The sequence below is a fragment of the Staphylococcus ureilyticus genome (genome assembly GCF_025558845.1).
Lineage (GTDB): Bacteria > Bacillota > Bacilli > Staphylococcales > Staphylococcaceae > Staphylococcus > Staphylococcus ureilyticus.
The window spans coordinates 335330-350573 of record NZ_CP094825.1 but is presented as its reverse complement, the minus strand read 5'-3'; the positions used below and the strand labels follow the sequence as shown (position 1 = coordinate 350573).

Genomic DNA, 15244 nt, shown 5'->3' with positions numbered 1-15244 from the left:
TATATCCCATGAAAATACAGTTACGAATAGTTTAGTTAAATAAAATATAATTGGTGATTAAATGACAAGAAATGTTCAATACTCAGAAAATTATGAAGAAAAAATAGCAAAAGATGTCATAATCCTCGCTGGCAGAATCTTACTTGAGTCTGGGGCAGAAGGTTCACGTGTAGAAGATACAATGACGCGTATTGCTTTCACGTTAGGTTATACAGAAAGTAATAGTTTTGTTACAAATACAGTCATTAATTTTATGTTACATAATGAATCTTATCCAAGAATTTATAGAATACGAACTAGAGACACCAATCTACATCGTATATCAAGAACCAATCGCGTTTCTAGACAACTTTCCGAGGGGACGCTATCAGTTGAAGATGCATATCAAGAATTACAAAAAATATATCATGAACAGAGCATTAATCATGATTTGTTTTTTAAATTTATTGCCGCTGCGATTATCTCAATCAGTTTTCTATATTTACAAGGTGGTTATTTAGTGGATGTATTCACTGCACTCGTTGCAGGTGCTTTAGGGTATCTAGTTGTAGAACTTTTGAATAGAAATTTACATACTAAATTCATTCCAGAATTTATGGGGGCTCTCGTTATTGGAGCAGTGGCAGTGTTTGGAAATGCCATCATACAAGGTGGCTCTATTTCAACAATTATTATATCAGCTGTGATGCCAATCGTACCTGGTGTTTTAATTACAAATGCAATTCAAGATTTATTTAGCGGGCATATGTTAATGTTTACTACTAAATCATTAGAAGCCCTAGTAACTGCCTTTGGTATTGGTGCAGGTGTCGGTACAATACTTATTATTTCTTAGGAGCAATGCTTATGTTTTGGATTTTAAATTTAATATTTAGTTATACCGCTTCACTCTTCTTCGGTATTATATTTGATGTTCCAAAATATTTATATAATGCTGTTGGAATTGTTGGTGCATGTGGTTGGATGGTTTATACATTGTTTTATGATGGTCTCGAACTTCATACAATTTATTCAAGCTTCTTTGGAAGTCTAGCATTGGGTTTACTTAGTCATGTAATGGCTCGCTACAAAAAAGAACCAGTGATTCTATTTATGGTACCAGGTATTATACCATTGGTGCCTGGAGGATTAGCCTTTGACGCTACTAAAAATCTTATTTTGTTAGACTTTAGTAAAGCTATTAACACGATGCTAGAAGTAACGCTAATTGCCGGCGCAATCGCTTTAGGCTTATTATTTGCTGATCAAATATCTAAACTCATCGTTTCTGGCACAAAATTTAGCAAAAAACACATATGAGCATTGAACATAAAAAATCTGAGGATCTTTAAAGTCCTCAGATTTTTTGTATTAAATATCATTATTTGATTTTAAAAACTCCTATCAATATGAACTTAAAGTCCACTGCTATTGATAGGAGTCGTTTCATATTCAAAATTTTTCAGAAAATCCGTTTCCAATGATTTATATGTTTATTTCATAAATAATCAATGATTAACTTCTATTTATGTGTTTGGTTCGTCACTTTATTCTCATTAATCAGATTCACTACTTCATCTTCAGAACGATTTAATATCAATTTACTTAGTTTATCATTATCCATTTGTTTTAATTTAGGATAACGAATTACGAAAAAGATTAATCCTATAATTAACCAACCAAATAATGCAATATAAGATGGCATTGATAGTCCAGCTGGTGAAACAGGAATTAATAATAGTAATAAGAAAACAAATGATACTACTGTACCTATAATCGCAAATGTCTTATATACCGGACCATAAGTGTTACTTGTTTTGTCATAGCTAAATAAACGCGCTGCTGATAAACATGTAATAAAGTAAGCGATTGAAACACCTGTAGATGACATATCAACGATCCATGTCAATGCTGTACGACCTAACCAAGGTGCAATCAATGTGATAGCTACAAGGAATATTATTGCGACATATGGTGTTTTATATTTATTATGCAGTTTACTAAATACTGAAGGCATAATACCTGAACGTCCCATTGAGAATAATAGACGACTTGAACTCATTAAAAATCCATTTAAACCAGTAAAAATACCCATGATAATAGCAATCGCTAAAATTGCTAAACCTATATAGCCGAATGCACCACTCGTGACGGCACCTGTTAACCATAATTGCCCGTTCAAACTCGTTTCTGAGCTACTTAGCCAGCCTGTATATAAAATCATTAACACATATGTGAATGCTGCTGCTAATAAACTATACACAATCAGTTTAAACGTTTTATTTGGAGAAAAATCAAATTCTTCGGCAGTTTGTGGGATATTATCAAAACCTACATAAGCCCACGGTGCTACTGCAACTATCATTACAATTGATGTAAGCCAGCCTTTTTCTTTGTTCGCTAATGGTTGTAAATTTTCCAATGAAAAATTATTACCAAAGAACGAGCCGAAAAATAGCAATAAGATTGTAATGACCATTGCCACACAGAAATAAAATTGTAGTGAGCCTGAAACACTCGTGCCCTTAATCGCAATAAACATAAATACAATCAATAACAATGATGCAATTAATATTTCGGTAATATAAACATCCCATCCTGCGATGGTATATAATTTACCTGTTTCTAAAACATCAGGTAATAAAAATTTAATTAATAAACTGAATGCAGTTGCGTTTAAGGCTACTACACAAATATAACCAAAAGTTAAAAACCAAGATGAGAAAAAACTTACGTATCTACCAAAACCTAAAAAGCTAAACGCAAAAGCCCCACCAGAAACTGGGAAGCGTTCAACAAGTGCGCCGTAGCTTACCGCAATTAAAATCATTAATAATGCGCCAATTACAATACCTATAGCTGCTGGAATAGGTCCAGATTGACCAATCCAATCACCAGGTAAAATAAATGCACCCCAGCCGATACATGAACCATAGGCAATTGCCCAAACAAATTTCTCAGATAAGTTTTGTTTTAAATCTCCTCTATCTACTTTCCTATCATTTTTTCCCATAAATAAAATTCACCTCATGGGATGTATTATACCCCTAAGATGAATTCTATAACAATTATAAATTTATAATTTAATCGTACCAATCACTAACATTAACCAACCTATAATAAATAAAATACCTCCAATTGGTGTAATTGCTCCAAGTATACGAATTTGAGTTAATGCTAAAATATATAGCGAACCACTGAAAAATACAATACCTAAGAATAATAGCCATCCTGCCCAATTCACATTAATTGACGTTGTACCACTTATAATTCCAATTAATAGTAAACCAAGGCCGTGATACATTTGATAAGTAGTTGCTTTTTCCCATACGGATAAATATTTATCCGATAACTTACCTTCCAAACCATGCGCGCCAAATGCACCAGTACCAACAGCCATTAAAGCATTTAAAGCACCGAGAATAATAAATAATTTCATAAAAATTAACCTCTCTTTCTTGAATTAAAAATCAAATATTGAATCTCCATTACCAATTTCATCATCTGTTACCAATTTATTAGCATTTAGTGAAGTATTAGCATTTGCAAATTTTGTCGATGAGGCAGGTACTTTTCCGCCCATTGCTTGAATTTCTTCTGGTGAGATGCCTTGCTTCTTACTTGCAGCAGTTTGTTCTACATTTCGAGATGATTTGAATGAATCAGATACTGAATACGTATTATCTTTAAAATGATGTTTGCTATTTGAACTATTTACGAGTGACGTTAGTGTATGAATGGCATAGATATGCTTTTCAAATTCTGCATCATTTTTAGCTTCATCTGCTTGAACTAATTCTTGCTCAATAAGTTGAATAATTTTCTCTTTTTCCATTTATTTTACAACCCACTTTCACACCAGTTTATAGGTTCAATACCATTTTTTTGTAAATATGCATTTGTTAATGAATACGGTTTTGAACCGAAAAATCCGCGATATGCAGATAATGGGCTTGGATGTGGCGATTTAATAATATGATGTTTCGCTGTGTCAATCAGTTTTATTTTTTGTTGTGCAGGCTTACCCCACAATATAAACACAACATTACTCAAATTTTCTGAAACTGTTTTAATGACTTCATCCGTAAAAGTTTCCCACCCTATATCTCTGTGAGAATGCGCTTCTCCTTGTCGGACTGTCAAAACAGTATTTAATAATAAAACGCCTTCTCTTGCCCAATCTTGTAAATGTGGTGATTTTCTTACACAACCGATATCGTCTTCAAGTTCTTTATACATGTTTCTTAATGAAGGCGGAAATTTAGCATTCGGTTGCACAGAAAATGCTAAACCATGTGCTTGATTTGGTCCGTGATAAGGATCTTGACCTAAGATAACAACTTTCACTTTTTCAAAAGGCGTTAAATCAAAAGCCTGATAAATATTTTCCCTATCTGGATAGACTATCTTTGTCGTATATTCATTTTCTAAAAAATTATGCATTTCAGTAAAATCATGTTCTGTAGTAATTTTATGAAAAACATCCGACCACTCCATATCGCTCACCTCGATTAATTTAGTAACATAAAGCACTACTTACTCGCTCGTGAGATTAGTAGTACTCACTTTATCATAAACACAATTAAAATGAATATATTTTATTTCATTTTAATATGTATCAGTAATAGAATCAAAAGGATATACTAATTTATTTATCATTGTAACCTTATTACATTGTAAACGTCATGATTTAGAATAGTCGACAAACGTGGTATGATATATATAAAAGCATATTTAGGAGTGAAAATTAATGGCATTGAAAAAAACTTTAACCATTGCTGGTTCAGATACAAGTGCCGGTGCAGGCATGCAAGCAGATTTAAAAACATTCCAAGAGTTAGGAACATACGGTATTGTTGCATTAACATCAATTGTAACAATGGATAAAGAATCTTGGTCTCATGATGTTACGCCAATTCCATTCGATGTTTTTGAAAAACAATTAGAAACAGCTATATCAATCGGTCCGGATGCAGTGAAGACGGGCATGCTAGGGACGCAAGAAATTATCAAACGTGCCGGCGAAGCATATGTTGAATCTGGTGCGAACTACTTTGTAGTAGATCCAGTTATGGTATGCAAAGGAGAAAATGAAGTTTTAAATCCTGGCAATACTGATGCAATGATTGAATATTTGTTACCAAAAGCTACAGTCGTAACACCGAATTTATTCGAAGCTGGTCAACTTGCAAACCTCGGCACTTTAAAATCAATAGACGATATGAAAAAAGCTGCTGATATCATTCATCAACAAGGTGCACAACACATTATAATTAAAGGTGGTAAAGCGTTAGATCAAGATAAATCTTATGACTTATACTATGATGGGGAAAACTACTATCAACTAACTACTGATATGTTCCAACAAAGTTATAATCACGGAGCTGGTTGTACATTTGCCGCAGCAACTACTGCATATTTAGCAAAAGGCAAATCTCCTAAAGAAGCCGTCATCGCTGCTAAAGCATTTGTTGCATCTGCAATTAAAAACGGTTGGAAAATGAACGACTTCGTCGGTCCTGTTGACCACGGTGCCTATAATCGTATAGAACACATCGATGTCAAAGTTACAGAAGTTTAATCAAATATAAACTAAGCGCACGTCCATTTCTGATGATGAACGTGCGCCTTTTTTAAGTTGCTTTACTCATTTATGTTTTTATTTAACCACCGTATCCGCCATACCCAATATTCACTTCATTGACTTGACCATCTTTCATTTCAAAGAAAACGGTTGGCCCATTATTTTGAGATTGATATGCGTATACACCTGTACCTTTAGGTTGTTTATCTGGTGTTTTAATCTTACTTAAATCTTTTCCATAAGCATCTTTGACTTGCTCATAAGTTAAGTTCCCTTTTATAGAAAAATTAACGTTACTTGCTATATTATCATCTTTTGAATAGTCTGAGAAAGTTTGGTCATATTTCTGAGTTGTCTTGCCACCCTCTACTGTTCTTGCACTTACATTCACGCCATTAAAAGTAACCTTGCCATATTTGATTCCATTTTTAAATTGTTCATTTAATAAAAAGCTAGGGTCGTTACCAGCATTTCCTTCATATTGATAATAAGGTGTTGTTGCTGCTTGTGCTTCGCTATGTGATACGCCTTCATCAGAAACGCTTATGCCTAATGCAGTTCCAAATACAATGCTTCCAGCTACAAAAGTCTTTGCAATCTTATTCATTCTGTATCACTCCATTTAAAATTTTCGAATCGCATTACGATTCGATTACAATGTTACAGAAATGTTTCAAAAAGTGCAAATATAAACCGAATACACAATATATTATTTTTGCTTTTTAATAGCATAAACATTTAAGTGATAGTATTAATACAACAAAAATTAAAATAAAGTATTTTATGATTATACGACGTTCGACTGATAAAAAGTTGATACTGTAGACTCATGTATTTCGCATACATATCTATTATTATAATAAGTGTAGAGAGACAAGGAGGTATGACATCATGATTATCTACGAACAATCTTTTGAGAATGGTAACCCTATCTATGAAATTATCACCAAGACGTTCAAAACGATTTCTGTTAAATGCGATGAAAATTTCAGCAAGAATGAATTATATACGTTACTCTCTCTACTTGAAAGTGATGTTGATAACTTAAATGTAAGTTATTAGCTACACTTCAATACATCGATGAAAAAACAGAAGCGTAAGTTCCAAGACTAAAATTAGAAGAAACAGAACAAAGAATTCCCCTTTAGAAATATGCGCCATATATATGTAACTGTCCCATTATATATACATGGTATAACACATCCCTTATAAACACTCACCCTAAGTGGTACATAGTTAGGCAAAGATTGTCCCCTTTGTTTGCTTGGAGAGCGCACTCGAAGCGATCCTAACTTATGTACCACTTTACTTATTTATATAAAACTTTAAATTCCTCACACACTACAATAGTAGATTCGTTAAATGCCAATCCTAGAGATGCATAGTAAGGTTCAAAGAAATCAATATGTGCTTTACGCCAGTAAGCTAGTGACTTATCGCCTTCACCCTCTAAATAAGCGTGATGGTCAGAGACAGCATTAAAAGTTGTTTGATATACATGTGTTGTTTCAATCACACATTGTGGTTCCCCTTTTTTATTTAAAATCACGCTCACATCTCCCACTTGAGGTAGTGGTTCACCATCAACTTGATAAGTTTCGTAACCACTTGTCGTAGCCGTTTTTTCACCTTGTTTTACTAATTCTGCTAATGTATCCTCATCTACACCAAATGACCATGCTTCATATGTTTTGCCCTTATAAGATGGAAATAATTGTACAAAATTCTCCCAATATTGTTCTACTGTCATCATTTTTCCTCCAAACTATGTATGTCCTTTTCCTTCTTAAACATAACATAAATAAATGATATAACCATTGCTATCCTATGTTATTCTACTACCAAAATGAGATAATACACTAAAATATAAATATCTAGACTATTGCAAGAAATCTATTCTTTCTTGCAATAATAGTGAAATTTACTAAAAAAATAGGTACTCACTTCCTAACTCTAAAAGGAAATGAATAACCTATTTTTAAATTTCTACTATTCAGTTTTAGTATCGATAGCTAGCATACTTTTTTCTTACTAGTCGTTTGTAATGTCATTCGGCTTATACGCGTTTATCGTCTGCCCACCATAAAGCTTTCTCAGGATTTTTCGTATAATATTCATATTCTTCATCGCTTTGAACATTTGGATATGAACCTTTAAGCGATTTACCTGCTGTGCTGACATGTAACAATGAAATAACGATAATCCCTATGACGCTCATTGCCGCTAAATAATAAGCTGGTGAAAGCGGATCTCCTGTTTTCGCAACCAATGAAGAAGCAATTAACGGTGTTGTTCCACCAAATAATGATACTGACATATTGAATGTTACCGCCAATGTTCGATAACGGATATGCGTATAAAACATCGTTGGTAATGAACCTGGCATCGTTGCTTCATAAGTAGACAAGAAAAATCCTAACGTAAATATACCTACAATTATTAAAACCAACGAACCTGATTGGAATAACGCAAATGCCACAGTACTAAAAATAGCTGTGCCACATAGCCCGATTAAAAAGACTTTTTTCTCTCCGATGCGATCTGCAACTCTACCAAACATTAATGCCAATGGAATCATTACTGCCATGACAACCGTGATAAGTACAGAAACCGTTGTGCTATCTAATTTAATTATTTGTTGTAAATAAGATGGCATATATGAAGTTACCATATAATTAGTACAATTAAAGAATGCTACAGCTACAAAACATACAATAATATCTTTGTAGTAATATCGAACAATTGTGAAAAATCCGATGTTATCTCGTTTAGGTTGTGTAGCTATTTCATTTTCAAATACTGGAGATTCCTCTAATTTTCTTCTTAAATAAAAACCAAATATACCTAAAAATAGACCCAAAATAAATGGTATTCTCCATCCCCATGTAGCCATTTGTTCCTCATTTAAAAAGAAAAATAGTAAGCCACTGATTACTGATGCGGCGATATAACCTGATAATGTACCAATTTCCAAACCTGAAGACCATTTCTAGATTTATCTGGTGAGGATTCAGCAACATAAACCATCGCACCTGCATACTCTCCACCAGTTGAAAACCCTTGAAGCACTCTACCTAATAATAGTAAAATTGGCGCCCATACACCTATTTGATCATATGTAGGTAATAAACCAATTAACAAAGTTGAAAATGCCATCATGATAATGGTTGTCGTTAAAAAGACTTTCCTACCAAATTTATCACCAATAATACCAAAAATAATGCCACCTACTGGTCTTAATAAAAATGCAATTGCAAATGTGGCAAATGTAAATATCGTTTTTAACTGGTCATTTTCTACCGAACTAAAAAAGTTTTGCCCCAATATAACTGCTAGGTAAGAATATAACCCGAAATCGAACCATTCCATCGCATTACCAATACCGGTTGCAAATACAGTTTTTTTCGCAGTTCTAGGATTCACCTTATTAATATTACTTTTATCAAAATCTTGTTCATAATCCACGATTTAAGTCACTCTCTTAACATGTTTACTTATTATACTGAGTTCGGAGTGTATGTCAAACTGTTTCAAATTTTTTAAATTCTATTTTTTAATTTTTATACAAAAATTGTAGTTGTTTTTAAATATGGAAAAATTCTTTTTATTTTTAAGTTTGTTATCTAGTTAAGGACAATTTTCAATGATTACTTATTTATTTTTACAAATAGTAACTTTAACTTTATCATAATTATTTTTCACGATTAATTTATTATTGCTTTCAAAATCAAAATGAAGAAATTCATATGTATCAACTGGTTCAACATAATTAATTTTATAATTTTTCCAATTCAATTCATTGTATATCAATGCAATTTGTACAATCATTTGTCCTGGTACAATATGTTGATGCAAAGGATTCTCATCTTTGACAAGTCTCAAATATCGTTCTACATCGTTAGGTAATATCTGTATCATTTTTCACCTTCTCTAAAAACGTTTGCTTAATATATATACATTTAGTCAGATTTTTATTTATTTTCATTTCAAAGCTATATTTGATAAATTGACGAATTCTTTTTTGTTCAATTATTGTTAATTGCACTTGATATCTGACATCTATTGCTAAGGGATGATATTGTTCAATTTCTGTTGATTTTAATAGTAACTTACTAGAAATAAACGGTTTGAACAATTCAAATTCGGGCCACAGGCTTGCACAATAAAGTGGCGAAACATCAACGCTATTCGTTTGTGCAAACAATTGATTATAAGCTTCTACATCTTTTTTTGGGAATATCATTTCTCGTTGTTCATGACCATCTTTCAAATAATGTGGCATTGCCCATACCTCCTCCAATACCCATAGTTGCAATTGTCCTATGTTTATGTTCCATATAGAATAGCCGTGTAACAAGTGCAGCACCACTTGCGCCATAAGGATGTCCAGTAGCTATCGCGCCACCATAAATATTTAATTTTTTAGCTGGTACGTTTAAAGCTTGTTGGCTTGCTAACACTTGTGATGCAAAAGCTTCATTTAATTCTATAGCATCGATATCATTTAAAGACAATTGCTGCTTTGCTAATAGTTTTTCTATAGCAGGTACAGGACCAATACCAAGTATATTTGGGTCTACACCTATAGTTACTTGGTCAATGAATGATAATCCACTGTGTATGCCATATGCTTTAGCAAGTGTTTTTTCCATGACAAGTAGTAGTACGGCACCGTCATTTTTCATACAACAATTGCCAGCAGTAATGCTCCCGTTTGGTAATAATGGCTTTAATCGATTTAGCGTTTGTTGCATTAATTTAGGTTTAATACTTTCATCTTGTTGAAATGTTTCCCCTTTAATCATCAGTGGCGTTATCTCTTGAGTAATCTTACGATGGTTATATGCATCAAGCGTTTTTTGATGACTATGCCATGCGAATTCATCTTGTTCAAATCTTGATATACCATATCTTTCTGCAACATTTTCAGCTGCTTGTATCATAGATGGATCTTGGCCTTGAGGTGCAAATGATGCTCTTTCATAAAATTCTGGTAAATGTGTGTCATATACAGATTGTGGCCGCTTAATCTTCCAGGGTGCTCTGCTTGTACTTTCCACGCCACCTGCAATGTATATTGACCCTGCACCTGCTTGTATCATGCGACAGGCTTGATTTACAGCCTCTAATCCCGAACCACATTGGCGATCAACCGTCACACCTGGCACTTGTTGATTTAATCCAGCTTCTAAAAGTGCCTTTCGCGCAATATTACCTCCATTTCCGATAACATTACCTAAAATCACGTCATCTATATTACTAACAATTGCTGGAAAGTTATTTTTCAAATAATTGAATAGTGGCTGTAATAATAATTCAGGTTCTAAATGTCGCAATTTCCCGCCATACTTCCCAAATGCTGTACGTTTCGCTGCTATAATTACCGCTTCATTCATTTATAATTCTCCTTTTAAATAGCATTGTTTCATACGTTCGCGCGCAATCTTTCCACTTGAGGTATAGACCATTTGCTTTACTTTAACTAGTTTCGATGGTATTTGGTAACGCGCTACAAGATGTTTCATAATTTTTCTAAAATCGTTATAACGAACTGTATGATCACCGGTATATAGTAATACGGCAATTTCTCCAAATTTAGAATGTTTTTCACTGATAACAACTACTTCTTTGAATAAATTAATGGATTTTGCATGCTGTTCAATTTCAAACGGATAAACATTACGTCCACCAATAATCATACGATCATGCTTTCTACCATGTAAAAATAAATGTGCATGCGCGTCACATGATGCAAAATCTCCTGTTTCAATCCAACTATCATCGCTGACATCTTCATCAACATAACCACCAAATGACATATCACTTCTTATCTTTAGTAGGCCTATACCTGATACGTCAGGCTGTTCAATATTCACGTGCACGTTGTGAAACAATTTGCCAACAGATTCTGGTGGTGCACTATTATTGAAGTTATAACTAATAAAGCTAGCTTCTGATGTCCCAAAGAACTCAATTAGATCACTTTTAGGGAAACATTGTTGAATACGTTGACGAATATGTAAGCCAAGTTTATCCCCAGTACTTAAAATATAATGTTTTCCTTCTATTAAAATTTGAGTTGCAACGCAAGCTTGTATCATTGTTGGCACCATAAAACACGCTGTGTTTACTTTTTGGTGTTGGATTGTCTGCATTAAACGCTTGGCTTCAAAATATCGCTGTCCAATAAATGTTCTACCTGTATATAATGCATAAATACATGCATATAACGATAAAGAATGCGACAACGGACCCGGAGCAACAACTGTATTTATCATTCTGTCAAATAACTGATCATTTTTGGAAAAAGACTTAATCCAAGATAACTTTCCCCTATAATATGCTTTAGGTAAGCCTGTCGTTCCAGATGTAAAACCGATATGTAACAAATCTTCATCGTCCTTGGAATTATCTTTTTTGGTCACATTATGTATACTTAAATCCTCTTCTTCCATAAGATATTGAACACCGTATTTTTCGACTAAATTGAAGGTTTGCACGCTCGACCATCTATCATCAAAAATACATGGTACACACTCACTTTTTAACAATGCTAAATAAATAATCATTGCCTTCTGCGGATGTCGTGTGACCAATCCTACAATGCTATGTTTAGGTATATTAGAAAATAAGTCACTTTTGTTATTTAATTCTTTAATTAATTCATCATATGTTAATGCTTGTTCATCAAAGCGCAAAGCAACTTGATGCGGTTGTTTCTTAGCGTGATTTTCTATTTTTTCTAAAATTTCCAAATGCAACACCCCTTTGTTAACTTTTATACAAAATATATTAACATTTAGGGCATAGAATAATATAATGAAAACATTTGGTGTCCAATGCCATAAACATCCCAAATTTTTAATTCAAATTGAGTCATTTTGAATCTTGTTTTCCTTAAAATACAAAAAATGGCACAATTCGTGGTGAATTATCCCAATTTTAAGCATATAAAGCTATATTTCTAAATCTTTTTATTAAGTAAATGATTAAAAAAAGGGCAAGTATTCAAAATAAATACTTTTTGTATTTATTTCAATTACTTCCCCTAATTTGTTAGTAACATCAATTTATTAGTTATTCTTTGATAATCAAATATTCATATCTATTCACTCTCAGTTATCATTGAATGATTTAGTCAATATTGTTAATAATCAACGCATATGCTTTGTCTGATGTATCCTCATCTACTGTAATAGAATCTTTTTTATACCGCTTTAAAATGTTTATTACTCCCAAAATCGATAAATTAATACAAATGAAACCAATAATTCCTTTTACAAACTTCATAAATAATTCCCCTTTCCCATTACTTATATTAAACAACATAATCATACTTATTGAACTAAAAAAGAAATACTAATCGCTATATTTCATTTAAGTTTTTATCTTTATTGTCCTCTTTATTTTCGATTGCATATTTCAATTTTTCTGCCAGCATATCCCCAAACGATTCTGAATAAGTATTTGTCATATGATCCATATCTCTATAAATTGCAACATTACCAATAACCGGTTTATATTGGTTATCTTCTTTGAAATATTCAGTTGGGTCAAATGTATACATATTATTATTGTTTTGTATAAACTTCTTCCAATACGATTGATCTTGTTGACTATGATAATTATTCATTTTATTAATTATTTTTTTCTCACCATACTTATCAAATTCCTCAGCAACGTTAAAATTATATGTTGGTATATCTCTAATTGCTAAAACGTCAATACCATAATCATTTTTTACAATATTGAGTTGATTTACCATTTGATCTTGCACCCACTTACTATCACTTGCAGCGGAAGTAGCATGTGAAACTACTAAGTCAATATCATCGTTGTTTTCCAAATATTTATTCACATTTTTTACCCACTTACCTTTAATCGAATCATCTTCATAACCACTCGAAAAACGTGTGCCTGATTTAGTAATATTTAACACTCTATAATCATTTTTTTCTGCTGCTTTGATAAAGCCACCAAGCCAATGTTCTGAGTGAGAACTACCTACTAACGCAATAGTCGCTTTATAATCTTTTGTTTTACCATATTTTCCTACTTTAACATCTGTATCTTTGAGGTTTTGGTTACTTCCATCTTTGTGAGATTGTGGTAAGTCATCAAATGTATTTGCTGAGTTAGGTATTGGGTTCTGTTCTTTTACATTCAATTGTTTAAAAATAGCATTTACACCCGGATAATCATTTGTATTGATAGGCTTGTCCATATTACTTTTATTTGAAAAATGTATTATGGATAGTGCAATGACCAATAACAAATTAATTGCTAACATCACTAAAATTGGTTTAAACGCTTTTTTGTTTATTTTATTATTTCTTATAGGCGCTTCAATATATTTAGTCATTAATAAAGATAGAACTATAGATAATAAAATAATTATAACCCCTTCTAATATTGAAGGATTTTCAGCTATTTTGTATTTGAAAAATGACAGTAATACCCAGTGCCATAAATAAATACCAAATGATATACCACCTAATTTTGTCATAATAGGTAAAGATAAAAATCTTTTCACACCATATTTAGTATCCACATTACCTGAGAGCACAATTAATAAAGCACAAGTCATCGGCCATAAAGCAATGTAGCCAGGAAACATTGTAGAAACATCAAAGAGTGCCCTGTTAATATCAATCCTACTAGACCTATCCACCCTATGATGGCAGCTACTTTTTTATTAATTTTAATACTAGCTAGGTTTACACATAGCAACCCACCCAGTGCAAATTCCCATACTCTTGTAAAGGTTATAAAGTATGCGAAAGGTTGATTCACGATAGTAAGATATATCGAATAAATAAACGAAACAATAAATATGATTCCTAGAAAGAAATTGACGAGTTTCTTACCATTTGAAAGTGAATATCTTCTAACTAAAAATAGTACAAAAGTAAATAACAAAAACCAAATGATATAAAATTGTCCTTGTATGGACATAGCCCAAAAATGTTCTAATGGACTTTTCATTTGATTAGCATCTAAATAGTCGGTACTACTAAATGCCAATTGCCAATTTTGGTAATAAAATATGGAAGCTAATGATTCTTTAATTGTTTTCACTAAAATAGTCGAAGGTAAAAAGAATAAGCTTAATATTAATGTTACTAAAACAATAAATAATGCTGATGGTAGTAGTCTTTTCAACAACTTAGATATGTATGGCCAAAATTTATAATCACCTGTTCGGTTTATTGTAGAAATAATGGATGTAGTAATTAAAAAACCTGAGATTACAAAGAAAACATCTACACCACCTGATACTTTTCCAAACCAAATGTGATAAATTGCAACTAGCAAAGCTGCAACTATCCTTAAACCTTCTATTTCTGGTCTGAATTTTCTTTCTATGTCTATTAAATTTTTCCTATTTTCCATTTTGTTCTCCTTTAATTATGATCCTTTATAAAAAGAAGCAGGATAGAATTTTTCTATCCCACTCTAACAAAATCGATTAGAAACCGTACAAATTCCTAAGTATTTTTAAGAACTACTTAGGTCGTCTAAACCATCTACCTTACAAGATATTTATAGGTAAGCTTATAAATAACCAAATAAATGGTTGTACAATCAAATTACTTAAATCCAAAGTAATTATTGAGACTAAAATGTTAGCGTTCCTTCTCATTTTGTTTTTATTATTTAATTTTTTTCAAACATAATATG

The 15244-nt window shown here is 32.4% G+C and carries 17 protein-coding genes and 1 pseudogene; 4 read left to right on the top strand and 14 right to left on the bottom strand.

Features of this window, described 5'->3' with window-relative positions:
• Positions 1–61 precede the first annotated feature (61 nt).
• Both MUA21_RS01615 and MUA21_RS01610 read left to right on the top strand, forming a co-directional pair.
• The gene (locus MUA21_RS01615) at positions 62–835 is read left to right on the top strand and encodes a threonine/serine exporter family protein (RefSeq protein WP_046207274.1); all 774 of its coding nucleotides are present in this window, start codon (positions 62–64) and stop codon (positions 833–835) included.
• Between the two features lie 11 nt (positions 836–846).
• Entirely contained in the window at positions 847–1299 is a 453-nt protein-coding gene (locus MUA21_RS01610) for a threonine/serine exporter family protein (RefSeq protein ID WP_046207273.1), read from the top strand.
• Positions 1300–1501: 202 nt separating this feature from the next.
• Here the strand turns inward: MUA21_RS01610 and MUA21_RS01605 are convergent, their stop codons facing one another.
• From MUA21_RS01605 to MUA21_RS01590, 4 genes are all read right to left on the bottom strand, one after another.
• A complete protein-coding gene (locus MUA21_RS01605) occupies positions 1502–2992 on the bottom strand; it encodes an APC family permease (protein WP_064209592.1) in 1491 nt (496 codons plus the stop codon).
• A gap of 63 nt (positions 2993–3055) precedes the next feature.
• Positions 3056–3418 (bottom strand): DUF423 domain-containing protein, encoded by a 363-nt coding sequence (locus tag MUA21_RS01600; protein WP_046207271.1) that lies wholly within the window; start codon positions 3416–3418, stop codon positions 3056–3058.
• 24 nt (positions 3419–3442) lie between these two features.
• Positions 3443–3814, bottom strand: coding sequence for a DUF5327 family protein (locus MUA21_RS01595; protein WP_107525600.1), 372 nt, complete (start codon positions 3812–3814; stop codon positions 3443–3445).
• 5 nt (positions 3815–3819) lie between these two features.
• Entirely contained in the window at positions 3820–4485 is a 666-nt protein-coding gene (locus MUA21_RS01590; protein WP_256277550.1) for a uracil-DNA glycosylase, read from the bottom strand.
• Positions 4486–4729: 244 nt separating this feature from the next.
• On the opposite strand from MUA21_RS01590, the gene thiD reads away from it, so the two are divergent.
• Positions 4730–5560: a bifunctional hydroxymethylpyrimidine kinase/phosphomethylpyrimidine kinase gene (gene thiD / locus MUA21_RS01585; protein WP_107525601.1), complete on the top strand. Its 831-nt coding sequence runs from the start codon at positions 4730–4732 to the stop codon at positions 5558–5560.
• 82 nt (positions 5561–5642) lie between these two features.
• On the opposite strand, the gene isaB is transcribed toward thiD, so the two are convergent.
• Positions 5643–6170 (bottom strand): immunodominant staphylococcal antigen IsaB family protein, encoded by a 528-nt coding sequence (gene isaB / locus MUA21_RS01580; protein ID WP_073343439.1) that lies wholly within the window; start codon positions 6168–6170, stop codon positions 5643–5645.
• A gap of 284 nt (positions 6171–6454) precedes the next feature.
• Here isaB and vraX point away from each other — a divergent pair, with 284 nt between their 5' ends.
• Complete coding sequence (gene vraX / locus MUA21_RS01575) at positions 6455–6625, top strand: C1q-binding complement inhibitor VraX (protein WP_019468209.1); 171 nt, start codon at positions 6455–6457, stop codon at positions 6623–6625.
• A gap of 247 nt (positions 6626–6872) precedes the next feature.
• Here the strand turns inward: vraX and MUA21_RS01570 are convergent, their stop codons facing one another.
• From MUA21_RS01570 to MUA21_RS01530, 9 genes and pseudogenes are all read right to left on the bottom strand, one after another.
• The gene (locus MUA21_RS01570) at positions 6873–7313 is read right to left on the bottom strand and encodes an ASCH domain-containing protein (RefSeq protein WP_070657564.1); all 441 of its coding nucleotides are present in this window, start codon (positions 7311–7313) and stop codon (positions 6873–6875) included.
• Positions 7314–7619: 306 nt separating this feature from the next.
• Positions 7620–9028 (bottom strand): annotated as a pseudogene (locus MUA21_RS01565) (MFS transporter).
• A 186-nt stretch (positions 9029–9214) separates the two neighbouring features.
• Entirely contained in the window at positions 9215–9481 is a 267-nt protein-coding gene (locus MUA21_RS01560) for a hypothetical protein (RefSeq protein WP_107525604.1), read from the bottom strand.
• Positions 9462–9845, bottom strand: a complete 384-nt coding sequence (locus MUA21_RS01555) for a VraC family protein (protein WP_107525605.1) — start codon at positions 9843–9845, stop codon at positions 9462–9464. Before MUA21_RS01555 ends, MUA21_RS01560 begins: the two co-directional genes overlap by 20 nt.
• The gene (locus tag MUA21_RS01550; RefSeq protein ID WP_262561677.1) at positions 9817–10959 is read right to left on the bottom strand and encodes a thiolase family protein; all 1143 of its coding nucleotides are present in this window, start codon (positions 10957–10959) and stop codon (positions 9817–9819) included. The genes MUA21_RS01555 and MUA21_RS01550 overlap by 29 nt, the downstream gene beginning before the upstream one ends.
• Entirely contained in the window at positions 10960–12327 is a 1368-nt protein-coding gene (locus MUA21_RS01545) for an AMP-binding protein (protein WP_262561676.1), read from the bottom strand.
• Between the two features lie 370 nt (positions 12328–12697).
• On the bottom strand, positions 12698–12853 hold the full coding sequence (locus MUA21_RS01540) for a hypothetical protein (protein WP_157948047.1): 156 nt from the start codon (positions 12851–12853) through the stop codon (positions 12698–12700).
• 76 nt (positions 12854–12929) lie between these two features.
• Positions 12930–14180 carry an acyltransferase family protein gene (locus tag MUA21_RS01535; protein ID WP_262561675.1) on the bottom strand — a complete coding sequence of 417 codons (1251 nt, stop codon included), beginning with the start codon at positions 14178–14180 and terminating at the stop codon, positions 12930–12932.
• A complete protein-coding gene (locus MUA21_RS01530; RefSeq protein ID WP_262561674.1) occupies positions 14147–14956 on the bottom strand; it encodes an acyltransferase family protein in 810 nt (269 codons plus the stop codon). Before MUA21_RS01530 ends, MUA21_RS01535 begins: the two co-directional genes overlap by 34 nt.
• Positions 14957–15244 lie beyond the last annotated feature (288 nt).

What these genes read in the sequence shown, in the direction of transcription:
- MUA21_RS01615 (WP_046207274.1), top strand. Translation starts at nt 62, where the DNA reads ATGACAAGAAATGTTCAATACTCAGAAAATTATGAAGAAAAAATAGCA.
- MUA21_RS01610 (WP_046207273.1), top strand. Translation starts at nt 847, where the DNA reads ATGTTTTGGATTTTAAATTTAATATTTAGTTATACCGCTTCACTCTTC.
- MUA21_RS01605 (WP_064209592.1), bottom strand. Translation starts at nt 2,992, where the DNA reads ATGGGAAAAAATGATAGGAAAGTAGATAGAGGAGATTTAAAACAAAAC.
- MUA21_RS01600 (WP_046207271.1), bottom strand. Translation starts at nt 3,418, where the DNA reads ATGAAATTATTTATTATTCTCGGTGCTTTAAATGCTTTAATGGCTGTT.
- MUA21_RS01595 (WP_107525600.1), bottom strand. Translation starts at nt 3,814, where the DNA reads ATGGAAAAAGAGAAAATTATTCAACTTATTGAGCAAGAATTAGTTCAA.
- thiD (WP_107525601.1), top strand. Translation starts at nt 4,730, where the DNA reads ATGGCATTGAAAAAAACTTTAACCATTGCTGGTTCAGATACAAGTGCC.
- isaB (WP_073343439.1), bottom strand. Translation starts at nt 6,170, where the DNA reads ATGAATAAGATTGCAAAGACTTTTGTAGCTGGAAGCATTGTATTTGGA.
- vraX (WP_019468209.1), top strand. Translation starts at nt 6,455, where the DNA reads ATGATTATCTACGAACAATCTTTTGAGAATGGTAACCCTATCTATGAA.
- MUA21_RS01570 (WP_070657564.1), bottom strand. Translation starts at nt 7,313, where the DNA reads ATGACAGTAGAACAATATTGGGAGAATTTTGTACAATTATTTCCATCT.
- MUA21_RS01560 (WP_107525604.1), bottom strand. Translation starts at nt 9,481, where the DNA reads ATGATACAGATATTACCTAACGATGTAGAACGATATTTGAGACTTGTC.
- MUA21_RS01555 (WP_107525605.1), bottom strand. Translation starts at nt 9,845, where the DNA reads ATGCCACATTATTTGAAAGATGGTCATGAACAACGAGAAATGATATTC.
- MUA21_RS01550 (WP_262561677.1), bottom strand. Translation starts at nt 10,959, where the DNA reads ATGAATGAAGCGGTAATTATAGCAGCGAAACGTACAGCATTTGGGAAG.
- MUA21_RS01540 (WP_157948047.1), bottom strand. Translation starts at nt 12,853, where the DNA reads ATGAAGTTTGTAAAAGGAATTATTGGTTTCATTTGTATTAATTTATCG.
- MUA21_RS01535 (WP_262561675.1), bottom strand. Translation starts at nt 14,180, where the DNA reads ATGTTTCCTGGCTACATTGCTTTATGGCCGATGACTTGTGCTTTATTA.
- MUA21_RS01530 (WP_262561674.1), bottom strand. Translation starts at nt 14,956, where the DNA reads ATGGAAAATAGGAAAAATTTAATAGACATAGAAAGAAAATTCAGACCA.